The sequence below is a fragment of the Sedimentimonas flavescens genome, from assembly GCF_025154035.1.
GTDB lineage: Bacteria > Pseudomonadota > Alphaproteobacteria > Rhodobacterales > Rhodobacteraceae > Rhodobacter > Rhodobacter flavescens.
The window spans coordinates 407751-431046 of sequence record NZ_JAOALJ010000001.1; the positions used below are offsets into that span (position 1 = coordinate 407751).

Below are 23296 nucleotides of genomic sequence, written 5' to 3' on the forward strand. Positions count from 1 at the left end.
TGGACTTACCCTAACCGGCGGGTCCGCGCGCCTCAACCGCCGAAAAAGGGGCTCTGCCCCCTCGCCCGTGCCGGGCTCACCCCCGGGATATTTAAACAAAGCCGAAAGAGAACAGATCACTACGCCTATTTCGGCTTTGCAGAAATATCCCGGGGGAGGCGAAGCCGGGGGCAGAGCCCCCGCTTGCGCGATTGCCGCAGCGCGCCCCGTTGACTTGGACGCGCGGGCGTCGCATATCGGCGTCGACCATAACCCGCAACCGGGCGTTCCGTGGGCGCCAAACCGACGAGGAGGACGATATGTCCCAAATCACCCTCACCTTTCCCGATGGCAATCAGCGTTCCTATGACGCGGGCGTGACCCCCGCGGAAGTCGCTGCATCCATCGCGCCCTCGCTGGCCAAGGCCGCGCTTTCGGCGCGTGTGAATGGCGCGCATTGGGATCTTCAGTGGCCCATCGAGACCGACGCCAAAGTGTCGATCAACACGCTCAAGGATGACGAGTCCGCGCTTGAGCTGATCCGCCACGACCTCGCCCACATCATGGCGCGCGCCGTGCAAGAGATCTGGCCCGACGTGAAGGTTACCATCGGCCCGGTGCGCGATTACGGCTGGTTCTACGATTTCGATCGCGCCGAGCCCTTCACGCCCGAAGACCTTGGCGAGATCGAGGCGCGGATGAAGCAGATCATCAACGCGCGCGAACCGGTCCGTACCGAAGTCTGGGACCGCGTCCGCGCGGTCGAGCACTACATCACCACCAACGAGCCCTACAAGGTTGAGCTCGTGAACCGCATCCCCGAGGGGGAGCCCCTGCGGATGTACTGGCATGGCGACTGGCAGGATCTGTGCCGCGGCCCGCACCTGCAAAACACCGGGCAGGTTCCGGCGGATGCGTTCAAGCTGACCCATGTCGCGGGCGCCTACTGGCTTGGCGACAACACCCGCCCGATGCTCCAGCGCATCTATGGCGTCGCGTTCAAGAACAAGAACGACCTCAAGGCGCATATGACCATGCTTGAGGAGGCCGCCAAGCGTGACCACCGCAAGCTCGGCAAGGAGATGGACCTCTTCCACATGCAGGAAGAGGCGCCCGGCCAGATCTTCTGGCACCCGAACGGCTGGACCATCTACACCCAGTTGCAGGACTACATGCGCCGCCAGCAGACCAAGGGCGGCTATGTCGAGGTCAACACCCCGCAGGTGGTGAACCGCAAGCTCTGGGAAGCCTCGGGCCACTGGGAGAAATACCAGGAGAACATGTTCATCGTCGAGGTGGACGAGGAAGGCGCGCGCGAGAAGGTCGTGAACGCGCTCAAGCCAATGAACTGCCCCTGCCACGTGCAGATCTTCAACGTCGGCCTCAAGTCCTACCGCGACCTGCCGCTGCGCATGGCCGAGTTTGGTTCCTGTGCGCGCTATGAACCCTCGGGCGCGCTGCACGGCATCATGCGCGTGCGTGGCTTTACGCAGGACGACGCACATATCTTCTGCCGCGAAAGCCAGATCGAGAGCGAGACCAAGCTCTTCATCGAGTTCCTCTCGCGGATCTACCGCGACCTCGGCTTTACCGAGTTCAAGATCAAGTTCTCGGATCGCCCCGAGAAGCGCGCGGGCTCGGACGAGGTCTGGGACAAGGCCGAGGCGGCACTGGCCAACGCGACCAAGGCGGCGGGCTACGAGTTCACGCTCAACCCCGGCGAGGGCGCCTTCTACGGGCCCAAGCTTGAGTTCGTACTGACCGACGCGATCGGCCGTGACTGGCAGTGCGGTACGCTTCAGGTCGACTTCGTGCTGCCGGAGCGTCTCGACGCCAGCTACATCGGCGAGGATGGCAACCGCCACCGCCCGGTCATGCTGCACCGCGCGACCCTCGGGTCTTTCGAGCGCTTCATCGGCATCCTGATCGAAAGCCATGCGGGCAAGCTGCCGCTGTGGCTAGCGCCGCGTCAGATCGTGGTGGCCTCGATCGTTTCGGATGCGGACGAATACGTCCACGAGGTCGTGGCCGCGCTGCGCGCCGCTGGTCTGCGGGCCGAGGCCGACACCCGTAACGAGAAGATCAACTACAAGGTCCGCGAGCATTCGCTTGGCAAGGTGCCCTATATCTTCGCCATCGGCATGAAAGAGGTCGAGGAACGCACCGTTTCCGTCCGTCGCCTGGGCGAGAACCGCACCGAAACGGCGGCGCTCGACGCAATCATCGAAACGCTCAAGGGCGAGGCTCTACCCCCCGACCTGCGCTGATTGCACAGTTACCCTACCAAGCCCCCCGTCAGGCGCCCCCACAAGGGCGCCTGACGCCGTTTTGGGCAAGAAATCGGCCTTCGCACGGGTGTCACATTTATTTTCGTTGATTTTCTCTTGGCTTGTGGCAGGCTGGCCTCGCGTGACTGCAGACTTTCTACCGCTCCCTTCGCGGGGCAGCCGGAAGACTTGAAAGACCTGGCTGCACGGCCCGGAAGCAATTCTGCCCGGGAAAACCTGAAGGAGTGAACGGAATGGCCACTGGCACCGTGAAATGGTTCAACACCACCAAAGGCTACGGCTTCATCGCGCCCGACGAGGGTGGCAAGGACGTCTTCGTCCATATCTCGGCGGTTGAGCGCGCCGGCCTCAAGGGTCTGCAGGACAATCAGAAAGTCAGCTACGAGCTGCAGTCGGGCCGTGACGGCCGCGCCTCGGCGAGCGACCTGAAACTGCTCTGAGAATTCCGCGGCCCGACCCTGTCGGGCCGCTCTCATTTCGGGGCTAGAGCCCCTGTGCCGCCTGCGCGGCCTTATCCCAGCCAAGTGTCAGCTGCGCGCCCCGGATCACCGGGCGTTTCATCAGCGTCGGATGGGCTGCGAGAAGATCCGGCACGGACGCCGCGCGCTCGGCCTCGGACAGACCGCGCCAGGTCGTTGAGGCGCGATTGACGATTCTCTCACCGAACTGCGCCACAAACTCGGCGATCTCGTCGCCGCTCAGGGGTTCGGCGCGGACATCGCGCAGGGTGACCTGATGGCCTGCGGCTTCCAGCGCCTTTTTCGCCTTGCGGCAGGTGTCGCAGGTGGGAATGCCGTAAAGGATCATCGCTTACTCCGTCAGTTGCCCGCCATCGAGGCGCACGATCCGGTCCATCTTGGCGGCGAGGTCGAGGTTATGCGTCGCGATCAGCGCCGAAAGCCCGGTCTCGCGCACCAGCTCCATCAGCACATCGAACACCGTGTCCGAGGTCGCCGGGTCGAGGTTTCCGGTCGGCTCATCGGCCAGCAACAGCTTGGGCTGGTTGGCCAGCGCGCGGCAGAAGGCGACGCGCTGCTGCTCTCCGCCCGACAGGGCCGAGGGGCGGTGATCGACGCGCTCGGCAAGCCCCACGCGCCCCAAGAGCGCGCGCGCACGTTCCTCGGCGGCCTTGCCCCCTGCCCCGTTCGCCAGCTGCGGCAGGACGATGTTTTCCAGTGCCGTGAACTCGGGCAGCAGGTGGTGGAACTGATAGACAAAGCCCAGATCGGCGCGACGCGCCTCGGTCCGGCGGCGGTCGGAGGCGCCGCTCAGATCCTGCCCGCCGATTACCACGCGCCCGCTGTCGGGCGTGTCCAGCAGCCCCGCGATATGCAGCAGCGTCGATTTGCCCGCCCCCGAGGGCGCCACCAGAGCCACGACCTGCCCGCGCGGGATCGTCAGGTTCACGCCGCGCAGCACGGCGATCTCGCCCGGCTTGCCGCGATTGTAGCTTTTCTCAAGCCGCTCCAGCGTCAGCACATCACTCATAGCGCAGTGCCTCCACCGGGTTCAGGCGCGCGGCGCGGCGCGCGGGGAAGATCGTGACGACAAAGCTCAGCCCGAGCGACAGGCCGACCGCCTTGGCGATATCGACCGCGCGCAGCTTGGCGGGCAATTCGTAGATCCCACGCACCGAAGGGTCCCAGGCCCCGCCGCCGTTCAGCCAGTTGATGAAGTTCATCACATGCTCGATGTTGAGCGAGAAGACGACGCCGAGCACAAGGCCCAGAAGCGTCCCCATCACCCCGGTAAATGCCCCGCACAGGAAGAAGACGCGCAGAACCGAGCCTTCGGTCAGACCCATGGTGCGCAGGATGCCGATATCGCGGCCCTTGTTCTTGACCAGCATGATCAGCCCCGAGGTGATGTTCATCGTCGCGATCAGCACGAGGACCGAGAGGATGACGAACATCACGTTATCCTCCATGTCGAGCGCGCGCAGGAAGCTGCCCGAGGCGTCGCGCCAACTCCAGAGCATCGTACCCGCGCCGCTGGCTGCGATCAGCTGCGGCGTCCAGTCATCGACCCGCTCGGGTTCGGTTACGTCCACCTCGATCTCGTCGGCGCCGCCCTCGCGGTTGAAATAGCTCTGCGCCTCGGCGAAGGGCATGTAGATGCGCGTGCGGTCGATATCCCAACGGCCCGCGGTGAAGATATAGACGACCTCATAGGCGCTGACCCGCGGGCTGGTGCCAAAGGCGGTCTTGGCGCCATTGGGCGAGATCAGTTTGACCTTGTCGCCCACGCTCACGCCCAACTCGCGCGCAAGGCCCGAGCCCATGGCGATCCCCTCCTCGAAGCGGTCGATATCACCAAGCGCCTCTTCGGACTGCGCCACACGCGGGATCGTCATCAGATCCTCGGCGGCGATGCCATAAACCTCGGCCACGTTTGAGCGGTCGGCCAGCGTCACCATCACCTGCCCGCGAACAAGGGGCGCTGCCCGGGTCACGCCCGGCACCTCGCGGATACGCGCAGCGCGGTCTTCGTAATCGCGCATCAGGCGCGAATAGATGCCCGAGTTCTCGACAACCTCGGTCGGCGCGGAATAGACCGTCACATGGGCATTTGCGCCCAGAATGGTATCGACGAACTCGCCGCGAAAGCCCGCCCGCACGGCCAGCGTGATGATCAGCGCGGCCACGCCAAGCATGATCCCGATCAGGCTGATCCAGGTCATGACCGACACGCCCCCCTCGGCGCGACGTGCGCGCAGGTAGCGCCAGGCAATCATGAATTCGAACGGAGAAAAGGGCGCGGTGCTGCTGGCCATGTTCCTATCCCAAAAGCTCGCGCAAGCTGACCCGCGCGGGCCTAAAGGTCAAGCCCGCGCGGGTTCACGGATCTGTTGGGTTACCGATCCAGAAGCGGCTCGTAGCGTGCGTCGGTCAGCGTGCGCAAGAAGGCCACGATGGCGTCGATACGCTTGTCGTCCAGCGCCGGGCCGGTCTCCAGCTCGGTCAGCGAAAGGTTCTGGGAAACCTCTGGCGCGGCGAACGGGACGCCGGTCTCGGGGTTGATCTGCTGTTCGGGTAGATCCGAGTTGTACTTGTTGTAGAACAACACGACCGTGCGCAGATCGGTGAAGACGCCGTTATGCATATAGGGACCGGTGACGGCGACATTGCGCAGGCTCGGCACCTTGAACTTGCCAGCCTGAGCCGGATCGTCGATGGCGGGATTGTCGAGCAGCCCGCGATCCACATGATCGCCCGCCACCCCGTTCACCGCGCGCACCGCCACATTCGCGGGCACACCGATATTGTGATACTCGTAGTTCGAGAAGGTTTCCCTTTCCTCGAACGGCCCCGGACGCAGTTGGTGGCAGATATTGCAGTTGGTGAACTGCTTCGAGAAGAACAAGAGCCGCCCAAGCTCCTCCTCATCCGTCAGCCGCTCCTCGCCTCGCAGAAAACGGTCGTATCTGGAATCGAAGGGTTGGAAGGTTTTGCTTTGCTCAAAGGCGGCGATGGCCTCGGCCATGGCGTCAAAGGCCTTGAGCGGGTCCGCGGTGGTTTCCGGCCCTTTCAGCGCAGCCAGCGTCGCCAGATAGCGCGGATTGGCCCAGAGGCGCGCGGCCACGGCGGCCTCATCCTTCATGCCCATCTCGACTGGGTTCAGCGGCGGACCCTTGGCCTGATCGGCCAGCGTCGCGGCGCGCCCGTCATGGAATTGGCCGCCCTTCCATTTGCCCTCGGGGGTCTTGTGAAACGCTGGCGAGAAGGCGGCATAGGCCGCAGTCGGCGCATTGCGATCGCCAAGGCTATGCCCGTCATCGCCAAGGCTCACGGCCCCCTCGCGCGGATCGACGAAGCCCGTTTCGGGGGAATGGCAGGTAGCACAGGATTGGGTGCGATTGGCCGACAGGTCAGTGTCGAAGAACAGCGCCTCGCCCCATGCCTCCAGCGAAGCGTAGGGCTCGGTCGCGCCGACCGCGCCACCCATGACACAGATCGCGGCAACAGCGCCTGACAGCAGCTTTTTCATGGCCCACTCCAGATCGAGTCCCCGGGGGCGTTTATCCGACGCGCCCCGCAGACCGGCATTGACCAAGGTCAATTATCCGAGTGTTTCGCTCAAGCCTATGCCGTGCGGCGCCGGAAGGGCCGCATGATCAGCCCGGCAAACGCAAGAACCAGCCCCCAGCCAAGGGCAAAGCCGATGCCCGCTGCGGTCATGCCGGTGGGCGTCAGCTGCACTGCAGGCCGAAAATCGGCCCAGGTCGCTTGCAGCACCTCGGGGTCGCGGAACCGCTGCGGCAGCGTCAGCCGCTCAAGCGGCGTTGCCGCGCGCAGCAGGACGTAATCGGCCTGCGCTTGTTCGGCCCGCTCGATCAGCTCGCGCATATTGCCGCCGTGAGTGTCGAGAAACTCTGTCCCCTGCAACTGCGTCAGCGCCACTTCGCGGGTCAGGTTGGCCTGTTCGGCACTCGCGTCGAATTCGGCCACGACGGCGGCCAGCGCCTCGGCCTGACCGCCAAGGCGCTGAAGGTATTGCTGAGAAAACTCGGGGAACTGCGAGAGCGTCGCCGCCCCCGCAAGCCCGCCCAGTATCGCCAGCGTGCCGCGCATCAGTGCGCTTCGTAGATCTTGACGATGCGCTCGACGGCGGCGGTGGCCGACATCTCTTCGCTCTCGCCGGTGCGGCGGCAGGTCAGCTCGACGACGTTATTGGCCAGCCCGCGCGGGCCGACGGTGATGCGCCACGGCAGGCCGATCAGGTCCATGGTGGCGAATTTGGCGCCGGCACGGTCCTCGCGGTCGTCGTAAAGCGGATCAAGCCCACGGCCCTGAAGCGCCTTGTAGATCGCCTCGCAGGCGGCGTCGGTCGCGGTGTCGCCCTGCTTGAGGTTGACGATCCCAACGTGGAACGGCGTCACGCCCTCGGGCCAGATGATGCCCTTGTCGTCGTGGTTGGCCTCGATCAGCGCGCCGAGCAGGCGCGAGACGCCAATCCCGTGCGAGCCCATCTCGACCGGCACGCGGTTGCCATCGGGGGTGACGACGGTCGCGCCCATGGATTCGGAATATTTGGTGCCGAAGTAGAAGATCTGGCCGACCTCGATCCCGCGGCCGACCATGCGGCGCTCTTCGGGGATTTTGTTGAAGACGGCCTCGTCATGGGTTTCGTCGGTGCGTGCGTAAAGCGTGGTGAACTCTTCGCAGATCGCGGCAACCTCATCACGGTTGTCGTAATCGACGGCACGATCGCCCAGCTTCAGATCCGGCACCTTGGCGTCGTAGAACACTTCGGATTCGCCGGTTTGCGCCAGCACAAGGAATTCATGCGTGTTGTCGCCGCCGATCGGGCCCGAGGCGGCGCGCATCGGGATCGCCGTCAGGCCCATGCGCTCATAGGTGCGAAGGTAGCTGACCATGTGGCGGTTATAGGCGTGCAGCGCGTCTTCCTTGGTCAGGTCGAAGTTGTAGCCGTCCTTCATCAGGAACTCGCGGCCGCGCATCACGCCGAAGCGCGGGCGGACCTCGTCGCGGAACTTCCACTGGATGTGGTAGAGCGTCAGCGGTAGCTGCTTGTAGCTGGAGACATAGCTGCGGAAGATGTCGGTGATCATCTCCTCATTCGTGGGACCGTAGAGCATGTCGCGCTCGTGCCGGTCCTTGATGCGCAGCATTTCCTGGCCGTAATCGTCATAACGGCCCGACTCGCGCCACAGATCGGCGGGCTGGAGCGTCGGCATCAGCAGCGGAATATGGCCTGCGCGGACCTGCTCTTCATGCACGATCTGCTCGATGCGCTTGAGCACCTTGTAGCCAAGCGGCAGCCACGAATAGATCCCCGCCGCCTGTTGCTTGATCATGCCTGCGCGCAGCATCAGGCGGTGCGAGACGATCTGCGCCTCGGCAGGGTTTTCTTTCAGGACGGGGAGGAAGTAGCGGGAAAGGCGCATTTGCTTGTCCGGGTTGGGTTTCGCGTTGCGAACTGGCCTAGAGGAAATGGGCCGCTGGGGCAAGATCAGCCTCCACGGCACTAGGGAAAAGAGCACGAACGCCGCCCTCCCGGCCACCGCGGGCGCAGGGGGCTGCGAAGAAAAATGCGGGCCGAGGGGGTGTAATGCGCGTCTTCATGCCTATTTCGCGCCCGACCGGCCGCCGTCACCGCTTGCAACCGCGCGGCAGTTGGGCAAACTGACCCGAACGATTGGAAAGACTGACCCATGGCCCTGCCCGCACGACAACAAGTGACCTACTGGGGGGCGACCGCTGCGGTATTTTCGCTCGCGCTCTGGGGGTTAGGCGATGTGATCCTGCCCTTCATCGTTGGCGGCGCGATTGCCTATTTTATGGACCCGCTGGCCGACCGGTTGGAGCGGCTGGGACTAAGCCGAGCGGCTTCCACCTCGACCATTGCGCTGGTCGCCACGCTGATCTTCGTGATCCTGGCGCTGGCGGTGGTGCCCGCGATGATCCGTCAGTTGACCCAGCTTGTCGGCATCGCCCCCGAGGTTGCCCGGCGCCTGCAATCCTTCCTCACGACCACCTTCCCCTCACTGATGGAGGAAGGCTCGGTCATCAACGAGACGCTCGCCTCGCTTGGCCAGGCAGTGAAGGCACGCGGCGGAGAGCTGGCAACTGGTGTGCTCAGCTCGGCGATGGGTGTGGTGAACTTCGTCGTCTTCATCGTCGTCGTGCCGGTCGTAGCCTTCTACATGCTGCTCGACTGGGACAATATGGTGGCCAAGATCGACAGCTGGCTGCCGCTCGATCACGCGCCGACCGTGCGCAAGCTGGCGCATGAGATCGACAAGGTGCTGTCGGGCTTCGTGCGCGGGCAAATCTCGGTCTGCCTGATCCTTGGCGCGTTCTACTCGATCTCGCTGATGCTCGCGGGGCTGAACTTCGGCCTGATCGCCGGGGCTATCGCGGGCGGGCTGACCTTCATCCCCTATGTGGGCGCGCTGGTTGGCGGCGTGCTGGCCATCGGGCTTGCGCTCTTTCAGTTCTGGGGCGACTGGATGTCGATCGGGATCGTGGCCGCGATCTTCGCCGCCGGTCAGTTCCTTGAAGGCAACCTGATCACGCCCAAGCTGGTGGGCAGCTCGGTCGGGCTGCATCCGCTGTGGCTGATCTTCGCGCTGTCGGCTTTTGGCACGCTGTTTGGCTTCGTCGGCATGCTGGTCGCGGTTCCGGTTGCCGCGATGATCGGCGTGGTGACCCGCTTCGTGCTGGAGCGATACCTCGAGGGGCGGCTTTACAAAGGCCTCGCATCGGGCCAAGAAGCGGCCCCCGTGACCGCCTTGGCACATGAACCCGCAGAGGACTGACCCGGACGTGAGCCGTCAACTGATCCTGGACCTGCCCCTGCGCCAGTCGCAGGGCCGAGAGGATTTCTTCGTCGCCCCCGCGAATGCGCTGGCGCTGGCGACGCTTGATGCGCCCGAAAGCTGGCCGCAGGGGCGGATGCTGCTGATCGGCCCCGAGGGCGCGGGTAAGTCACACCTCGCGCAGATCTGGGCCGACACCCAAGGCGCGCCGGTGATTTCGGCCGAGGAACTGACTGACGAGGCCGCGCCCGATCTGGTGCGCGCGGGCGCCGTGGTCGTCGAGGATGCCGAGCGCGTGGCGGAAAGCGCCGCGACGCAGGCCGCGCTTTTCCACCTGCACAACCTGATGCTGGCCGAGCGCGGGCGCCTGCTGCTGACCGCCCGCAGCGCACCGCGCGACTGGGGGCTAAGCCTGCCCGACCTGCTCAGCCGGATGTCCGCCACCGCCAATGTCCGCATCGAACCACCCGATGACGCGCTCTTGTCTGCCGTGCTCGTCAAGCTCTTCGCCGACCGCCAGATCGCAGTGCCAGCCGCGCTGATCCCCTGGCTTGTGACGCGCATGGACCGCTCTCTGGCCACGGCGCGGCAACTGGTCGCGGCGCTAGATGCCCGCGCGCTGGCCGAGAACCGCGCGATCACGCGGTCTTTGGCGGCCGAGGTGCTGGACACTCTGGGCTGAGCAGCGCAAAATACTGTCATCGCGCCATTACAAAAGCATCTCATAAGCGCATCATGACCAAGGCAGATTTTCTCAAAACCCCGTTCCCGACTCCTGTCGAGATGCCCGCCGAAGTGATCGCGGGCCCGCGTCGTTTCTTCAACCGAGAGCTATCGTGGCTCGCGTTCAACTGGCGCGTCCTCGATGAGGCCACGAACCCGCGCGTCCCGCTTCTGGAGCGGCTGCGGTTCCTGTCGATCTCGGCGACCAACCTCGACGAGTTTTACACCGTCCGCGTTGCGGGCCTGCGCGAACTGGTGCGCGAGGGCAGCATTACCCCCTCGCATGACGGGCTGACCCCGGCCGAGCAGCTTGTGCTGATCAACGCAGACGCGCGCAAGCTGATGGACACGCAGCAGACCACCTGGAACAAGCTCAAGCGCGAGCTGGAAGGTGTGGGCATCCACCTTGTCACGCGCTCCAAGCTGACCAAGCGCGACCGTGACTTCCTGGCGGATCACTTCCTCAACAAGGTCTTCCCGGTGCTCTCGCCACTGGCGATTGACCCGGCGCACCCTTTCCCGTTTATCCCCAACACCGGTTTCTGCCTGGCGCTGGAACTGGAGCGGCAGACCGACAAGCGCCGCCTTCAGGCCCTTCTGCCGATCCCGCAGCAGATCGACCGCTTTGTGCGCCTGCCCGGCGAGGCGCGCTTCCTACCGCTGGAAGAACTGCTGCTCTTGCATCTCAACATGCTCTTCCCCGGTTATGCCGACACCGGGCATTGCGCCTTCCGGGTGCTGCGCGATAGCGACCTTGAGGTCGAGGACGAAGCCGAAGACCTCGTGCGCGAATTCGAGACCGCCCTGAAACGCCGCCGCCGCGGGCAGGTCATCCGCATGAAGATCACCGCCGGCGCGCCCGAAAGCCTGCGCGCGTTGATCATGGACGAGTTGCACGTCGATCCCTCCGAGGTGGTCGAGGTGCGCGGGATGCTTGGCATCGCCGACCTCAAGGAGTTGGTGCTGTCGTCGCGCTCCGATCTGCTCTGGCCCGCATTCACGCCGCGCGTGCCCGAGCGAGTGCAGGACCATGATGGCAATATGTTCTCAGCGATCCGCCAGAAGGACATGCTGCTGCATCACCCCTACGAGACCTTCGACATGGTGATCCGCTTCCTCAACCAGGCAGCGGCGGACCCGAACGTGCTGGCGATCAAGCAGACCCTCTATCGCACCTCGAAGGACAGCCCGATCGTGGACGCGCTCTGCGAGGCCGCCGAAAGCGGCAAGTCGGTGACGGCGCTGGTGGAACTCAAGGCGCGTTTCGACGAGGCCGCCAACATCCGCCAGTCGCGGCGGCTGGAACGCGCGGGCGCCCATGTCGTCTACGGGTTCATCAACTACAAGACGCATGCCAAGATCTCGACCGTGGTCCGGCGCGAGGGCGATCAACTGGTCACCTATACCCATTACGGCACCGGCAACTACCACCCGATTACCGCGCGGATCTACACGGACCTGAGCTTTTTCACCTGCGACGCAGCGCTTGGCCGCGACGCGACCAAGGTCTTCAACTACCTTTCGGGCTATGTGCAGCCCGAGGGGCTTGAGAACCTTGCGATTTCGCCGATCTCGCTCAAGCCGCGCCTTCTGGAACTGATCGCGCGCGAAAGCGAGCACGCCCGCAATGGCCGCCCGGCCGAGATCTGGGCCAAGATGAACAGCCTGATCGACGCGCAGGTGATCGACGCGCTTTATGCCGCGAGCCAAGCCGGGGTGAAGATCAGCCTGGTGATCCGCGGCATCTGCGGGCTGCGCCCCGGCATCAAGGGTCTGTCCGAGAATATCCGCGTGAAATCCATCGTCGGGCGTTTCCTCGAACATTCACGCATCGTGTGCTTTGGCAACGGCCACGGCCTGCCCTCGAAGAAGGCGCGGGTGTTCTTTTCCTCGGCCGACTGGATGGGGCGCAACCTCAACCGCCGGGTCGAAACGCTGGTCGAGGCGCTCAACGACACCGTCAAGGCGCAAATCGTCAGCCAGATCATGGCCGCGAACATGGCCGACGAGGCGCAAAGCTGGGTGCTGCAACCCGACGGGCGCTTCCTGCGCGACCTGCCTCCGGGGAAAGACGATCTGTTCTCCTGCCACCGCTTCTTCATGGAGAACCCCTCGCTTTCGGGCCGTGGTTCGGCCGGGGCAAAAGACGTTCCGAAACTTGCCCATAGCATGGACTAGAGGGTAGGTTGAGGCGGCGCCGGGACGACTCGGGGCCGCCCATTATCGACGGCAGGACAGTATGAACCCGAAGACCGAGGGGCACAGCCCGAAGCTTTCCGACGATTGGGATCCCTTTGGCAAACCCCTCTTCGATGATCCCTCTGCCCGGGCGCTCAGCCGCGTGGGCGTGGTGGATGTCGGCTCGAACTCGGTCCGGATGGTGGTTTTCGACGGCGCGGCGCGCAGCCCGGCCTATTTCTACAATGAAAAGGTCATGGCGGGTCTGGGCCAGGGGCTGGCCGAAACCGGTATGCTGAACCCCCAGGGCCGCGAGCGTGCCTTCGCCGCGCTGCAACGCTTTGCGCTGCTGGCCGACGGCATGGGCATCGGCCCCCTCACCTGCGTGGCCACCGCCGCCGTGCGCGAGGCGCAGGACGGCCCGGAATTCCAGCGCATGGTCGAGCGCGCCACCGGCCTCAAGCTGCATGTGATCGACGGCACCGAAGAGGCGCGCCTGTCCGCGCAGGGGGTGCTGCTTGGCTGGCCCGAGGCGCAGGGTCTGATCTGCGACATCGGCGGCAACTCGATGGAACTGGCAGAGATCCGCAACGGACGGGTCTGGCGCCGCGTCACATCGCCGCTTGGCCCGTTCCGGCTGCAGCAGGTTCCGGGCGGCAAGAAGGAACTCGCCGCCCATATCAAGGACGTAATCGCGGGTCTTGCGCGCGAAATGGGCACCGAACACGAACGCATCTACCTTGTCGGCGGCTCTTGGCGGGCGATCGCGCGGCTCGACATGGAGCGGCGCGGCTATCCGCTTCTGGTGCTGCATGAATACCGGATGGACCCGGAGGGCACGCTGAAAACCCTCGACTGGATCGAGAAGAACGACCTGAACGAGTTGCGCTCGCGCACCGGCACCTCATCCGCGCGCATGGAACTGGTGCCGCTGGCCGCGATGGTGCTGCGCGAGCTGATCGCCACCTTCGGCCCGAAAGAGATCGACATTTCCTCTTACGGGATCCGCGAGGGGCTGCTTTACGAACAGATGCCCGAGCGTCTGCGCCGCCGCGACCCGCTGATCGAGGCCTGCCGTCATGCTGAGCGCACGATGGCCCGCCTGCCCGGCTTCGGCAAACGCCTGCATGCCTTCATCCAGCCGATCTGGGGGCAGGTTCCGCCCGAGAAATACCGTCTTATGCGCGCGGCCTGCCTGCTGCATGACACCACCTGGCGCACCCACCCCGACTACCGCGCCGAGGCCTGTTTCGACAATGTCACCCGCGCGAATATGGCGGCTCTCAGCCACCCCGAGCGTGTCTTCGTCGGCCTTGCCCTGCTGCACCGCTACAAGAACTCGCGCACCGGATCGCGGTTTGAGCCGCTCTTCACCCTACTCACGCCCGAGCAGATCCAGGAGGCCGAAGTCCTTGGCAAGGCGATGCGGTTTGGCGCGATGTTCTCGATCCACGATCCGCAGGACGCGGGGGAACTGAACTACAAGCCCAAGAAAAACCTGCTGGAATTGCGCCTGACCAAGCGCGGGGCAGGGCTTTACGGTGAGGTGGCCGCGGCACGCCTGACCGCGCTCGCAGCCGCGCTCAAGGCGGAGCCAAGCGTCCGCCTGCCCTAAAGCTCGATCTCGTTGGGGGCCGGATCGGCCTCGGGCTCCATCATCGGCGGCGGCGGCGGCGCGCCGGGCTTGCGACGGATGATCACGTCACCATTCGGAAGCCGCTCGGGCGCTTCGTAATTCTTCACGTCATCAACCAGCGCCATAAGCTGCGACAGCGCCGGTCCAAGCTTCTTGCTAGCCTCGTCAAAGCCCTGCTGCATCTCGCCCAGCGAGGGGCCGACCTCTTCCATGATGCCGCGGAAAATCAGCCTCGCGCCCTCTTCGAGAAGGCTGAGCCCCTCATCAAGATCGCCCGCCTCGGCACTCTCACCCCCCTCCTGCGCGGCGGCGGGAGAAGCGAGCATGGCGACAACAAGAAGTGGGGCAAAAAGCTGTTTCATGGCCCCAATATAAGGGCTCAAAGCGAAATTTCCATACTGACCGGAAAGTGGTCCGACGCCTGTAGCAAGGCCTCGCGCAACTCGGGCGTGCGATAGCAGGTGGGGTCGTCGAACGGATGCCAGATACGCCATTTTGGCTGCGCCGCGCACAGGTCGGGCGAGACCATGATATAGTCCAGCATCGCCGAGAAATACTGTTTGTTTTCCGGATCGTAGAACCGCGCGGATGCGGGCGCTGCCATCGTCGCATGACCGCGGTGGAGCCGCGCATGCGGGTCGTGCATCTGCCGCCGCGGCGGCCCGCTGTGGCCCAGCACGATCTCCAGCCCCGAGCGCCCGAACAGCCGCTCATACTCGTCCAGACCCGGACCGTCGTTGAAATCGCCCAGCACGATCAGGCTGTCGCCGGCATCCAAGTGTTCATCCACGCGTTGGCGCAGCCAGATGCATTGAGCGAGTTGCTTGCGGCGGTTCTCGATCGCGACGCGGTTCTCGGCGTCGGGTGAGTTCGCCCCGCGCGGCGCCTTCGACTTGATATGCACGCCGATCAACCGCAGCAGGCGCCCCTCACGGGTCTCCAGCTCGACCTCCAGTGGTGGCTTCGAGAAGGTCACCGTGTCCAGCGTCGCGTCGATATCGAGATCAATGCGCAGGCTCTGGTCAAAGCGCGGGCTCTGCCCCTCGCCACCGCGCGGATCGTGCCGGGCGCGCAGCACGTCCGGGTCATATATCAGCGCGATTTCCTGTTGCGTATCATTGGCATAGCCGATCAACGCCCGACGCTGACGCAGCCCGAAATACTCGGCGAAGCTTTCCAGCATCGCTGCGGTCTTGCGGCGCGTGTTCTCATCGGGTGCCTCGACCACAAGGATCACATCGGGATCGACCGCCGTAAAGACGATGCCAAGTGCGCCAAGCTGCTGCGCCCGCGTCACCTGATAACGCGAAGACCACTCGTCATCGTCCAGTATCCGCCCCCGCCGGTCGAAAAGCTCGTTGAACCACTCGACATTATAGGTGGCAATCCGCATCAGCTTGCCTCCGCGCCCTGCCGCAATTCCTCCCAGGCGTGGTTGAGGGCGATGATCCGCGCCTCGGCCAGACGCACCGCCTCGGGGGGCAGGCCACGGGCGATGGCGCGATCGGGATGGGCCTCGCGCACCAGCTCGCGCCAGCGTGCGCGCACATCGGGCAAGGGCGTTCCTCTCGGCAGTTCAAGCACCGTCCAGGGGTCGGGCAAGGCATCGGGAACAAAGCTCGCCCGGATCGCCCGGAAACAGCAGTCCTCCAGGCCAAAGATCCGCGCGACCTCCTCCAGGAAAGCATCCTCGGCCTCGTGGTAATCGCCATCCGCCAGCGCGATCACGAAAAGCCCTTCGAGCAGGTCTTTCAGAACCTCGCTCCCCTGGCCGAACATCGCCGCGATCTTGCGCGCATAAGCGTCGAACCCGGCCACATCGGTGCGCGCGAGGTTAAAGACCCGCGCTGCGTTCTCCTCTTCGCCCGGCGGAATCTGGAACACCCGGCGGAAGGCCGCCACCTCGTCGCGTGTCACCTGGCCGTCCGCCTTGGCCATCTTGGCCCCAAGCGCAATCACGGCGATGGTGAAGGCAACCGAGCGTTCTGGCGGCGCGCGCAGATGATCGAAGACAGCCGTCAGCCCCTCGCCCCGCGCCAACGCGGCAAGTGCCTGCCCGATACGGGACCAAAGGGAAACCGGCTTATCCATAGCCTAACCTTAGCGCGTCACAGGATCTTTTGCATCAGAACAAGGTCCAGCCAGCGGTCAAACTTCCGCCCCGCCTCGCGCACCCGACCGATCTCGACATATCCGACCGCCGCATGAAAGGCGACACCGGCGGCGTTCTCGGCCGAGATCCCAGCCATCATGATATGCACGCCGCCGGCCCGCGCATGGGCCTCCACAGCGTTCATCAAGGCTCGCCCGGCACCGCGCCCACGCGCCTCGGGCGCCAGGACGATCGTGTGCTCCATCGCGTGCCGATAACCGTTCCCGCCGCGAAACTGACCATAGGTCGCAAAGCCCAGAACCAGCCCCGCCTCCTCGGCCAGCAGAAACTCCTGCCCGGCATCGCGGCGCAAAGCGATCATCGCGCCCAGACTGTCAGGCGTCTTCTCCTCGCTGGAAAAGGTCACTGCGGTGTCACGGATTACCGGGTTCCAGAACGCAAGGATCGCGTCGTAATCGGCGGGCATTGCAGGGCGAATGATCATCGGCGGCTCCTGATTTCCGCGCGACATTGCCCCTGCAAAATGAAAAGGGCAAGGTCTCCCCTGCCCTTCAATGTGGTCCAAATATCCCGGGGGGCCGAGGCTAAGCCTCGGCGGGGCAGAGCCCCCACCCCCCTCAGTTCTTGGTCGCGCGAACGATATCGAGGATCTCGCGCGCCGCAGCCGGAATGTTGGTGCCCGGCCCGAAGATCGCCTTGACGCCCGCTTTCTTGAGGTAGTCGTAATCCTGCTGCGGGATCACGCCGCCACAGATCACGATGATGTCGTCGGCGCCCTTGTCCTTCAGCGCCTCGATCAGCTTGGGCGCGAGGGTCTTGTGACCCGCCGCCTGGCTCGAGATGCCGACGATATGCACGTCATTGTCGATGGCGTCCTGCGCGGCCTCTTCCGGGGTCTGGAACAGCGGGCCCACATCGACGTCAAAGCCGATATCGGCAAAGGCGGTCGCGATCACCTTGGCGCCACGGTCATGCCCGTCCTGGCCCATCTTGACGACCAGCATCCGCGGACGACGGCCCTCGGCCTCGGCAAAGGCCTCGACGTCGCGCTGGATCTGGGCAAAGCCCTCGTCGCCCTCATAGGCCGCGCCGTAAACACCGGCCAGCGTTTTGACCTCGGCGCGGTGGCGCCCGAACACTTCTTCCATGGCCATCGAAATCTCCCCGACCGAGGCGCGCGCACGCGCCGCTTCGACGGCCCCCTCAAGCAGGTTGCCGCCCTCTTTCGCACGGCGTGTCAGCTCAGTCAGCGCCGCCTGGCACTTGGCCTCGTCCCGCTCGGCACGCATCTTGGTCAGACGCGCGATCTGGGCCTCGCGCACCTTCACGTTGTCGATGTCGAGAATGTCGATCGGGTCTTCCTTGGCCAGACGATACTTGTTCACGCCAACGATGACTTCCTCGCCGCGGTCGATCATCGCCTGACGACGCGCCGCCGACTCCTCGATGCGCAGCTTCGGCATCCCCGAGGCAACAGCCTTGGTCATGCCGCCCATTTCCTCGACTTCCTCAATCAGCTTCCAGGCCTCTTCGGCCAGCTTCGCGGTGAGGCTTTCGATGTAATAGGAGCCCGCGAGCGGATCGACGACATTGGTGATGCCGGTTTCTTCTTGCAAGATCAGCTGCGTGTTGCGCGCAATCCGGGCCGAGAAATCGGTCGGCAGCGCGATCGCCTCATCGAGCGCGTTGGTGTGCAGCGACTGCGTGCCACCAAGGGCAGCCGCCATCGCCTCATAGGCCGTGCGCACGACGTTGTTGTAAGGGTCCTGCTCTTGCAGCGACACGCCCGAGGTCTGGCAGTGCGTGCGCAGCATCAGGCTGCCCGACTTCTGCGGGTTGAATTCCTTCATGATCCGCGTCCACAGCAGGCGCGCGGCGCGCAGCTTGGCCACTTCCATGAAGAAGTTCATGCCGATGGCGAAGAAGAACGACAGACGGCCCGCGAACTTGTCGACGTCCATGCCGGCCGCGATGGCGGTACGCACATACTCGCGCCCGTCCGCCAAGGTGTAGGCCAGCTCCTGCACCAGGTTCGCCCCGGCTTCCTGCATGTGGTAGCCCGAGATCGAGATCGAGTTGAACTTCGGCATCTCGTTCGAGGTGTATTCAATGATATCCGCGATGATCCGCATCGAGGGCTCGGGCGGATAGATATAGGTGTTGCGGACCATGAACTCTTTCAGAATGTCGTTCTGAATGGTGCCCGAAAGCACCGAGCGGTCATGCCCCTGCTCTTCGCCGGTGACGATGAAGTTCGCCAGAACCGGGATCACCGCGCCGTTCATCGTCATCGAGACCGAGACCTTGTCGAGCGGGATACCGTCGAACAGGATCTTCATGTCCTCGACGCTGTCGATGGCCACGCCGGCCTTGCCGACATCGCCGACCACGCGCGGGTGATCCGAGTCATAGCCGCGGTGCGTCGCAAGGTCGAAGGCGACCGAGACACCCTGCTGACCGGCGGCCAGCGCCTTGCGGTAGAAGGCGTTCGATTCCTCAGCGGTCGAGAAACCGGCATACTGGCGGATCGTCCAGGGGCGACCAGCATACATCGTTGCGCGCGGGCCACGGGTGAAGGGCTCGATCCCCGGCAGGCTGCCCAGATGGTCGAGGCCCTCAAGGTCGTCCTCGGTATAGAGCGGCTTGACGGCGATGCCTTCCAGCGTATTCCAGGTCAGGCTGTCGAGCGGCGTGTCGCGCAGTTCCTTCTGGGCAAGTTTGGCCCAGTCCTCTTTCTTGTTCGTCATGGAACAATCCCTCTTCTGTGTCGCCGCCTCCGGGCTGCCCCGGCGCTGTTGCGTGCCTTTCATCCCCACCCGGCGGATCTAGCCCCCGCCGGGCAAACTCCCGTCGTCATTCGCCCGTCATGAGCGAAAATCCTGCCCCGGCGGTCCGCGGGCCATGGAACATGCCCCCGCCGCCGCCTATATTCCAACCAAGGAGGGCCGCGATGTCTGCACCCATAACCCTTGGATTCGCGTTGGTTTTCGCGCTCTCGGCCACGCTGGCCGCGCCGCTGAACGCGCAGGAGGCCCCCGCGACCGCTGCGGTCGAGGTCTTCGCCCCCGTCGACGGGGCGACGGCCGATCTGGCCGCATATGTCTGGCAAAAGCGCCCCGTGGTGGTGTTCGCCGACAGCCCCAACGATCCGGCCTTCGCCGAGCAGTTGCGGCTGATCGAGGCGCGCTGGCCGGAACTGGCCGCGCGCGACGTTGTGGTGATCACCGACACCACGCTCGATCCAGCCTCGGATATCCGCCGCAAGCTGCGCCCGCGCGGCTTCTCGCTGGTGCTGATGACCAAGGACGGGCAGGTCTCGATCCGCAAGCCCCTGCCCTGGGATGGGCGCGAGATCATGCGCGCCATCGACAAGATGCCGATCCGGCGCGAGGAAATCCGCAACGGGGCTACGCGGTAAGCGGCGATCATTGCCCCACCTCCGCCATGGTGAACTGCGCATCCGCAGGCAGCGTCTGCGCGAAGGCGCGCAGCTTTTCACGCAGCTCCGGCGCGTATTCGGGCGCGGTCGCGTAAAACCCGACGCGCCAATCCGCGACCGTTCCGCGCGGGTTGTCCATCGTCAGTTCCCCAAGGCGTTGCCACGTCGGCGCAACCGCATCCGCGAACCAGCTATCGTAGATCATCACAAGGCGGACGCCGTGCTGCGCCACCAGCGGCCCGCCCCAGCCGGGCTGCGGCCCGCCCGGGCGCATCCGCTCGGCCAGTGCCGAGGGCGATCCGAGCCCATATAAATCAAACACATACTGATCGTTTTGCCAGGTGACCCAGCCCAGATCGTTCACCCCGACGGGCGCCTGCGCATAGTCCTTGGCGAAACGGGCCATCTGGGCCTGCTGCAAATGGATCGCGCGCGGTCCCCAGACCGAACGATCCGCCAGCGAGCTCGCGTAGGTATCGCCCAGAACGCCGAGCGAAAGCACAAGAGCGGCAGCGGTGACGCCCCTCCACACCCGCCCCATATGCGATAGCGCCAGCACAAGGCCGCCAATCAGAACCAGCAAGATGTAATGCTCGTAGCGGTTCATCCAGCCAATGCGACCGCCGAGGAAATGCGCGATCCCCGCCAGACCGATGGCCCAGAACACCAGATACAGCCGCTCGCGGCGCAGGTTCTGAACGGCCAGCGCGATCAGCACCGAGAAGAAGCTCAGAGCCAGAAGGATCTGCCCCGGCTTCTTTTGGATGTTCTCAATGATAGCGCGCACGAAGCCCGGCAGTTCCGGCCCATTGCCGGTAGACAGTTGCGTCTTGGCGATGATGGAACCGGGCAGCGGCTCCAGCCCCAAAGACACAAGGAAGCCCATGAAGGCCAGCACGGGCAGGATGGCCGCCAGCCCCAGCCCAAACGCCGCAGCGATCCGACCGCGCAGCAACAGCACGCCGCAGGCCGCGCCGGACAGGGCAAGCCCCTCCAGCCGCATGAGCGGCGCGCCGATCACCCCGATCACGAGCAGCGCCGAGATCCGGTCTTCCTGTACGAAGATCCACAGGCCCAAAAGGCAGGCCAGCGCGAAGGCCGCATGCAGGCTGTGCTCCATCCCGGCGAAACCGACACCCGGAACGTTCAGCGCCAGCGGCCCGACGATCGCAAGCACAACGGTGACCACCCGCGACAGGTTTGCGCGCGCAACCACCAGCCCCCAGAGCACACCGACGGCGGCAACACCGACAATATTCCACAACAGCGGCATCCAGCGCTGCATCTCGGTTCCCGCAAAGGGTACCAGCAGCAGCGGATACAGGATGGACGAGGCCGCCGAAGAGGCCTCGCCCGGATTGACACCATAGGTGCCCGAGGCAATGCCCTCGGCCATGGCCATGTGGATGTAGACGTCATCCAGCGGATATTCGAAGACACCCGCCAGCACCGCGGCCCACAGCTGCAACCCCGCGAACGCTGCCAATGAAACAAAGGCAGAGAGCGCGGCGCAGCCGAGAGCGTTTTCGCGGGCCGGCGAAAGCGTCATCTCATTCGAACTCCATGATCACGTCGTCAACCTTGAGCGAGGCGCCCGCGGCTGCGTTGATCTTCTTGACGACCCCCCTGCGCTCGGCGCGCAGGATGTTTTCCATCTTCATTGCCTCGACGGTAGCCAGCGCCTGACCTTCCTGAACTTCCTGGCCCTCTTCGACCGAGATCTTCACGACAAGGCCGGGCATCGGGCAGAGCAGGAACTTCGAGGTATCCGGCGGCAGCTTCTCGGGCATCAGCACCGCAAGCTCGTGCTGACGCGGGGTGCGCACATGCACCTTGAGGTCGGCACCGCGCACGCGGATGCGGAAGCCCATCGGAAGCAGGCCTACCTTGAGCACCAGCGGCTCGCCCGCCACGTCCAGAACCGCCAGCGACTTGCCCGGCGTCCAGTCCGAGGACACGCGCTTCTTGCCGCCATCCTTGAAGGTCACGGTCGAACCATCGCGGTCGGCGTCGATATGCAGCGCGTATTCCTTGCCCTGCAGGCTCACGACCCATTCGTTGCCGACGTGACGCTCGTGGTTGCCAAGGGTGCCCGAGATGCGCGACTGGCGGATCTCCGAGACGCGGTTCATCGCAGCGGCGGCCGCGGCCACGTCACGCAGAACCTCTTCGTTCAGTTGCACGCCCTGGAAGCCATCGGGGTATTCCTCGGCGATGAAGGCCGTCGTGATGTCGCCCTTGATGAAGCGGTCATGGTCCATCACCGCGCCGACGAAGGGCAGGTTGTGACCGATGCCTTCAACCTCGAAGGTATCCAGCGCAAGGCGCATCTCTTCGATGGCCTCGGCGCGGGTCGGCGCCCAGGTGCAGAGCTTGGCGATCATCGGGTCGTAATACATCGAGATCTCGCCGCCTTCGAAGACGCCCGTATCGTTGCGCACGATCCCGCCGCGCGAGGTCGGACCTTCGACCGGCGGGCGATACTTGATCAGGCGCCCGATCGAGGGCAGGAAGTTGCGGTAGGGATCTTCGGCATAAAGGCGCGATTCAATCGCCCAACCGTTGATCTTGAGGTCTTCCTGCTTGAAGGGCAGCGGCTCGCCACCGGCGACACGGATCATCTGCTCGACCAGGTCAACCCCGGTGATCAATTCGGTGACCGGGTGTTCCACCTGCAGACGGGTGTTCATCTCGAGGAAGTAGAAGTTCTTGCTGCCGTCGACGATGAATTCCACCGTACCGGCCGAGGAGTAACCCACGGCCTTGGCCAGCGCGCAGGCCTGCTCACCCATGGCTTTGCGGGTGGCTTCATCGAGGAACGGCGACGGAGCCTCTTCGATGACCTTCTGGTTACGGCGCTGGATCGAGCATTCACGCTCGTGCAGATAGACGCAATTGCCGTGCTTGTCGGCCAGCACCTGGATCTCGATGTGGCGCGGCTGCGTCACGAACTTCTCGATGAAGATACGGTCGTCGCCGAACGAGTTCGCGGCCTCGTTCTTCGAGCTCTCGAAGCCTTCGCGGGCTTCCTGCTCGTTCCAGGCGATCCGCATGCCCTTGCCGCCGCCGCCAGCGGAGGCCTTGATCATGACCGGGTAGCCGATCTGGTTCGAGATCTTCACCGCCTCGTCGGCATCGGCGATCAGGCCCATGTAACCCGGAACGGTCGAAACGCCGGCTTCCTGCGCGATCTTCTTCGAGGTGATCTTGTCGCCCATCGCCTCAATCGCGGGCGACGGCGGGCCAACGAAGACAACGCCTTCTTTTTCAAGGGCTTCTGCGAACTTCATGTTTTCCGACAGGAAGCCGTAGCCCGGGTGCACCGCCTCGGCGCCGGTCTGGCGGATCGCATCCATGATCTTGTCGATCACGATGTAGGACTGGTTTGCCGGCGGCGGGCCGATGTGGACAGCCTCGTCGGCCATCTTGACGTGGAGCGCATTCGCATCGGCGTCAGAGTAGACGGCGACCGTTTTGATCCCCATCTTCTGAGCCGATTTGATTACCCGGCAGGCGATCTCGCCGCGGTTTGCGATCAGGATTTTCTTGAACATGTCAGTCCCTTCCCCTCGGGCACGGATGATGGCCGCCCCGCTCTTCGTGATTGCTGGTTCGATTGACGGAAACAAAAATGCCACCGGGGACGGAATCCCCGATG

General features: G+C 64.5%; 20 protein-coding genes. 7 read left to right on the forward strand and 13 right to left on the reverse strand.

What is annotated here, in order from left to right:
• The first annotated feature begins 299 nt into the window (after positions 1–299).
• Both thrS and N3C64_RS02005 read left to right on the forward strand, forming a co-directional pair.
• Positions 300–2246 carry a threonine--tRNA ligase gene (gene thrS, locus N3C64_RS02000; RefSeq protein WP_260011290.1) on the forward strand — a complete coding sequence of 649 codons (1947 nt, stop codon included), beginning with the start codon at positions 300–302 and terminating at the stop codon, positions 2244–2246.
• A 254-nt stretch (positions 2247–2500) separates the two neighbouring features.
• On the forward strand, positions 2501–2707 hold the full coding sequence (locus tag N3C64_RS02005) for a cold-shock protein (protein ID WP_218629324.1): 207 nt from the start codon (positions 2501–2503) through the stop codon (positions 2705–2707).
• A gap of 43 nt (positions 2708–2750) precedes the next feature.
• On the opposite strand, the gene N3C64_RS02010 is transcribed toward N3C64_RS02005, so the two are convergent.
• The 6 genes from N3C64_RS02010 to proS all read right to left on the reverse strand — a co-directional run bounded on the left by N3C64_RS02010 (position 2751) and on the right by proS (position 8175).
• A complete protein-coding gene (locus N3C64_RS02010) occupies positions 2751–3074 on the reverse strand; it encodes an arsenate reductase family protein (RefSeq protein WP_260011293.1) in 324 nt (107 codons plus the stop codon).
• A gap of 3 nt (positions 3075–3077) precedes the next feature.
• Positions 3078–3755, reverse strand: coding sequence for an ABC transporter ATP-binding protein (locus N3C64_RS02015; protein ID WP_218629326.1), 678 nt, complete (start codon positions 3753–3755; stop codon positions 3078–3080).
• Positions 3748–5040 (reverse strand): lipoprotein-releasing ABC transporter permease subunit, encoded by a 1293-nt coding sequence (locus N3C64_RS02020; RefSeq protein ID WP_260011294.1) that lies wholly within the window; start codon positions 5038–5040, stop codon positions 3748–3750. The genes N3C64_RS02015 and N3C64_RS02020 overlap by 8 nt, the downstream gene beginning before the upstream one ends.
• Before the next feature lie 80 nt (positions 5041–5120).
• On the reverse strand, positions 5121–6254 hold the full coding sequence (locus tag N3C64_RS02025; protein ID WP_260011296.1) for a cytochrome-c peroxidase: 1134 nt from the start codon (positions 6252–6254) through the stop codon (positions 5121–5123).
• A 95-nt stretch (positions 6255–6349) separates the two neighbouring features.
• The gene (locus tag N3C64_RS02030; protein WP_260011307.1) at positions 6350–6838 is read right to left on the reverse strand and encodes a DUF2937 family protein; all 489 of its coding nucleotides are present in this window, start codon (positions 6836–6838) and stop codon (positions 6350–6352) included.
• The gene (proS, locus tag N3C64_RS02035; RefSeq protein WP_260011309.1) at positions 6838–8175 is read right to left on the reverse strand and encodes a proline--tRNA ligase; all 1338 of its coding nucleotides are present in this window, start codon (positions 8173–8175) and stop codon (positions 6838–6840) included. The genes N3C64_RS02030 and proS overlap by 1 nt, the downstream gene beginning before the upstream one ends.
• Before the next feature lie 267 nt (positions 8176–8442).
• Here proS and N3C64_RS02040 point away from each other — a divergent pair, with 267 nt between their 5' ends.
• From N3C64_RS02040 to N3C64_RS02055, 4 genes are all read left to right on the forward strand, one after another.
• Positions 8443–9549 (forward strand): AI-2E family transporter, encoded by a 1107-nt coding sequence (locus N3C64_RS02040; protein ID WP_218629330.1) that lies wholly within the window; start codon positions 8443–8445, stop codon positions 9547–9549.
• Between the two features lie 7 nt (positions 9550–9556).
• Complete coding sequence (locus N3C64_RS02045; protein WP_260011311.1) at positions 9557–10231, forward strand: P-loop NTPase family protein; 675 nt, start codon at positions 9557–9559, stop codon at positions 10229–10231.
• Positions 10232–10284: 53 nt separating this feature from the next.
• The gene (locus N3C64_RS02050) at positions 10285–12450 is read left to right on the forward strand and encodes an RNA degradosome polyphosphate kinase (RefSeq protein WP_218629332.1); all 2166 of its coding nucleotides are present in this window, start codon (positions 10285–10287) and stop codon (positions 12448–12450) included.
• Positions 12451–12511: 61 nt separating this feature from the next.
• Complete coding sequence (locus N3C64_RS02055; RefSeq protein WP_218629333.1) at positions 12512–14065, forward strand: Ppx/GppA family phosphatase; 1554 nt, start codon at positions 12512–12514, stop codon at positions 14063–14065.
• On the opposite strand, the gene N3C64_RS02060 is transcribed toward N3C64_RS02055, so the two are convergent.
• From N3C64_RS02060 to scpA, 5 genes are all read right to left on the reverse strand, one after another.
• Positions 14062–14448 (reverse strand): AAA+ family ATPase, encoded by a 387-nt coding sequence (locus N3C64_RS02060; RefSeq protein ID WP_260011316.1) that lies wholly within the window; start codon positions 14446–14448, stop codon positions 14062–14064. The genes N3C64_RS02055 and N3C64_RS02060 overlap by 4 nt on opposite strands.
• 17 nt (positions 14449–14465) lie before the next feature.
• Positions 14466–15479 (reverse strand): endonuclease/exonuclease/phosphatase family protein, encoded by a 1014-nt coding sequence (locus N3C64_RS02065; RefSeq protein ID WP_260011317.1) that lies wholly within the window; start codon positions 15477–15479, stop codon positions 14466–14468.
• Positions 15479–16177 (reverse strand): tellurite resistance TerB family protein, encoded by a 699-nt coding sequence (locus tag N3C64_RS02070; protein WP_260011318.1) that lies wholly within the window; start codon positions 16175–16177, stop codon positions 15479–15481. Before N3C64_RS02070 ends, N3C64_RS02065 begins: the two co-directional genes overlap by 1 nt.
• 17 nt (positions 16178–16194) lie before the next feature.
• Positions 16195–16683 (reverse strand): GNAT family N-acetyltransferase, encoded by a 489-nt coding sequence (locus N3C64_RS02075; RefSeq protein WP_260011319.1) that lies wholly within the window; start codon positions 16681–16683, stop codon positions 16195–16197.
• A gap of 133 nt (positions 16684–16816) precedes the next feature.
• Positions 16817–18946, reverse strand: coding sequence for a methylmalonyl-CoA mutase (gene scpA, locus N3C64_RS02080; protein ID WP_218629338.1), 2130 nt, complete (start codon positions 18944–18946; stop codon positions 16817–16819).
• 203 nt (positions 18947–19149) lie between these two features.
• On the opposite strand from scpA, the gene N3C64_RS02085 reads away from it, so the two are divergent.
• Complete coding sequence (locus tag N3C64_RS02085; protein ID WP_260011323.1) at positions 19150–19617, forward strand: DUF4174 domain-containing protein; 468 nt, start codon at positions 19150–19152, stop codon at positions 19615–19617.
• 7 nt (positions 19618–19624) lie between these two features.
• Here N3C64_RS02085 and N3C64_RS02090 read toward each other — a convergent pair whose 3' ends face one another.
• Together N3C64_RS02090 and N3C64_RS02095 are read right to left on the reverse strand one after the other, a co-directional pair.
• Positions 19625–21187 (reverse strand): DUF8728 domain-containing protein, encoded by a 1563-nt coding sequence (locus N3C64_RS02090; protein WP_260011325.1) that lies wholly within the window; start codon positions 21185–21187, stop codon positions 19625–19627.
• Position 21188: 1 nt separating this feature from the next.
• Positions 21189–23192, reverse strand: coding sequence for an acetyl-CoA carboxylase biotin carboxylase subunit (locus tag N3C64_RS02095; RefSeq protein WP_218629341.1), 2004 nt, complete (start codon positions 23190–23192; stop codon positions 21189–21191).
• Positions 23193–23296: the final 104 nt, after the last annotated feature.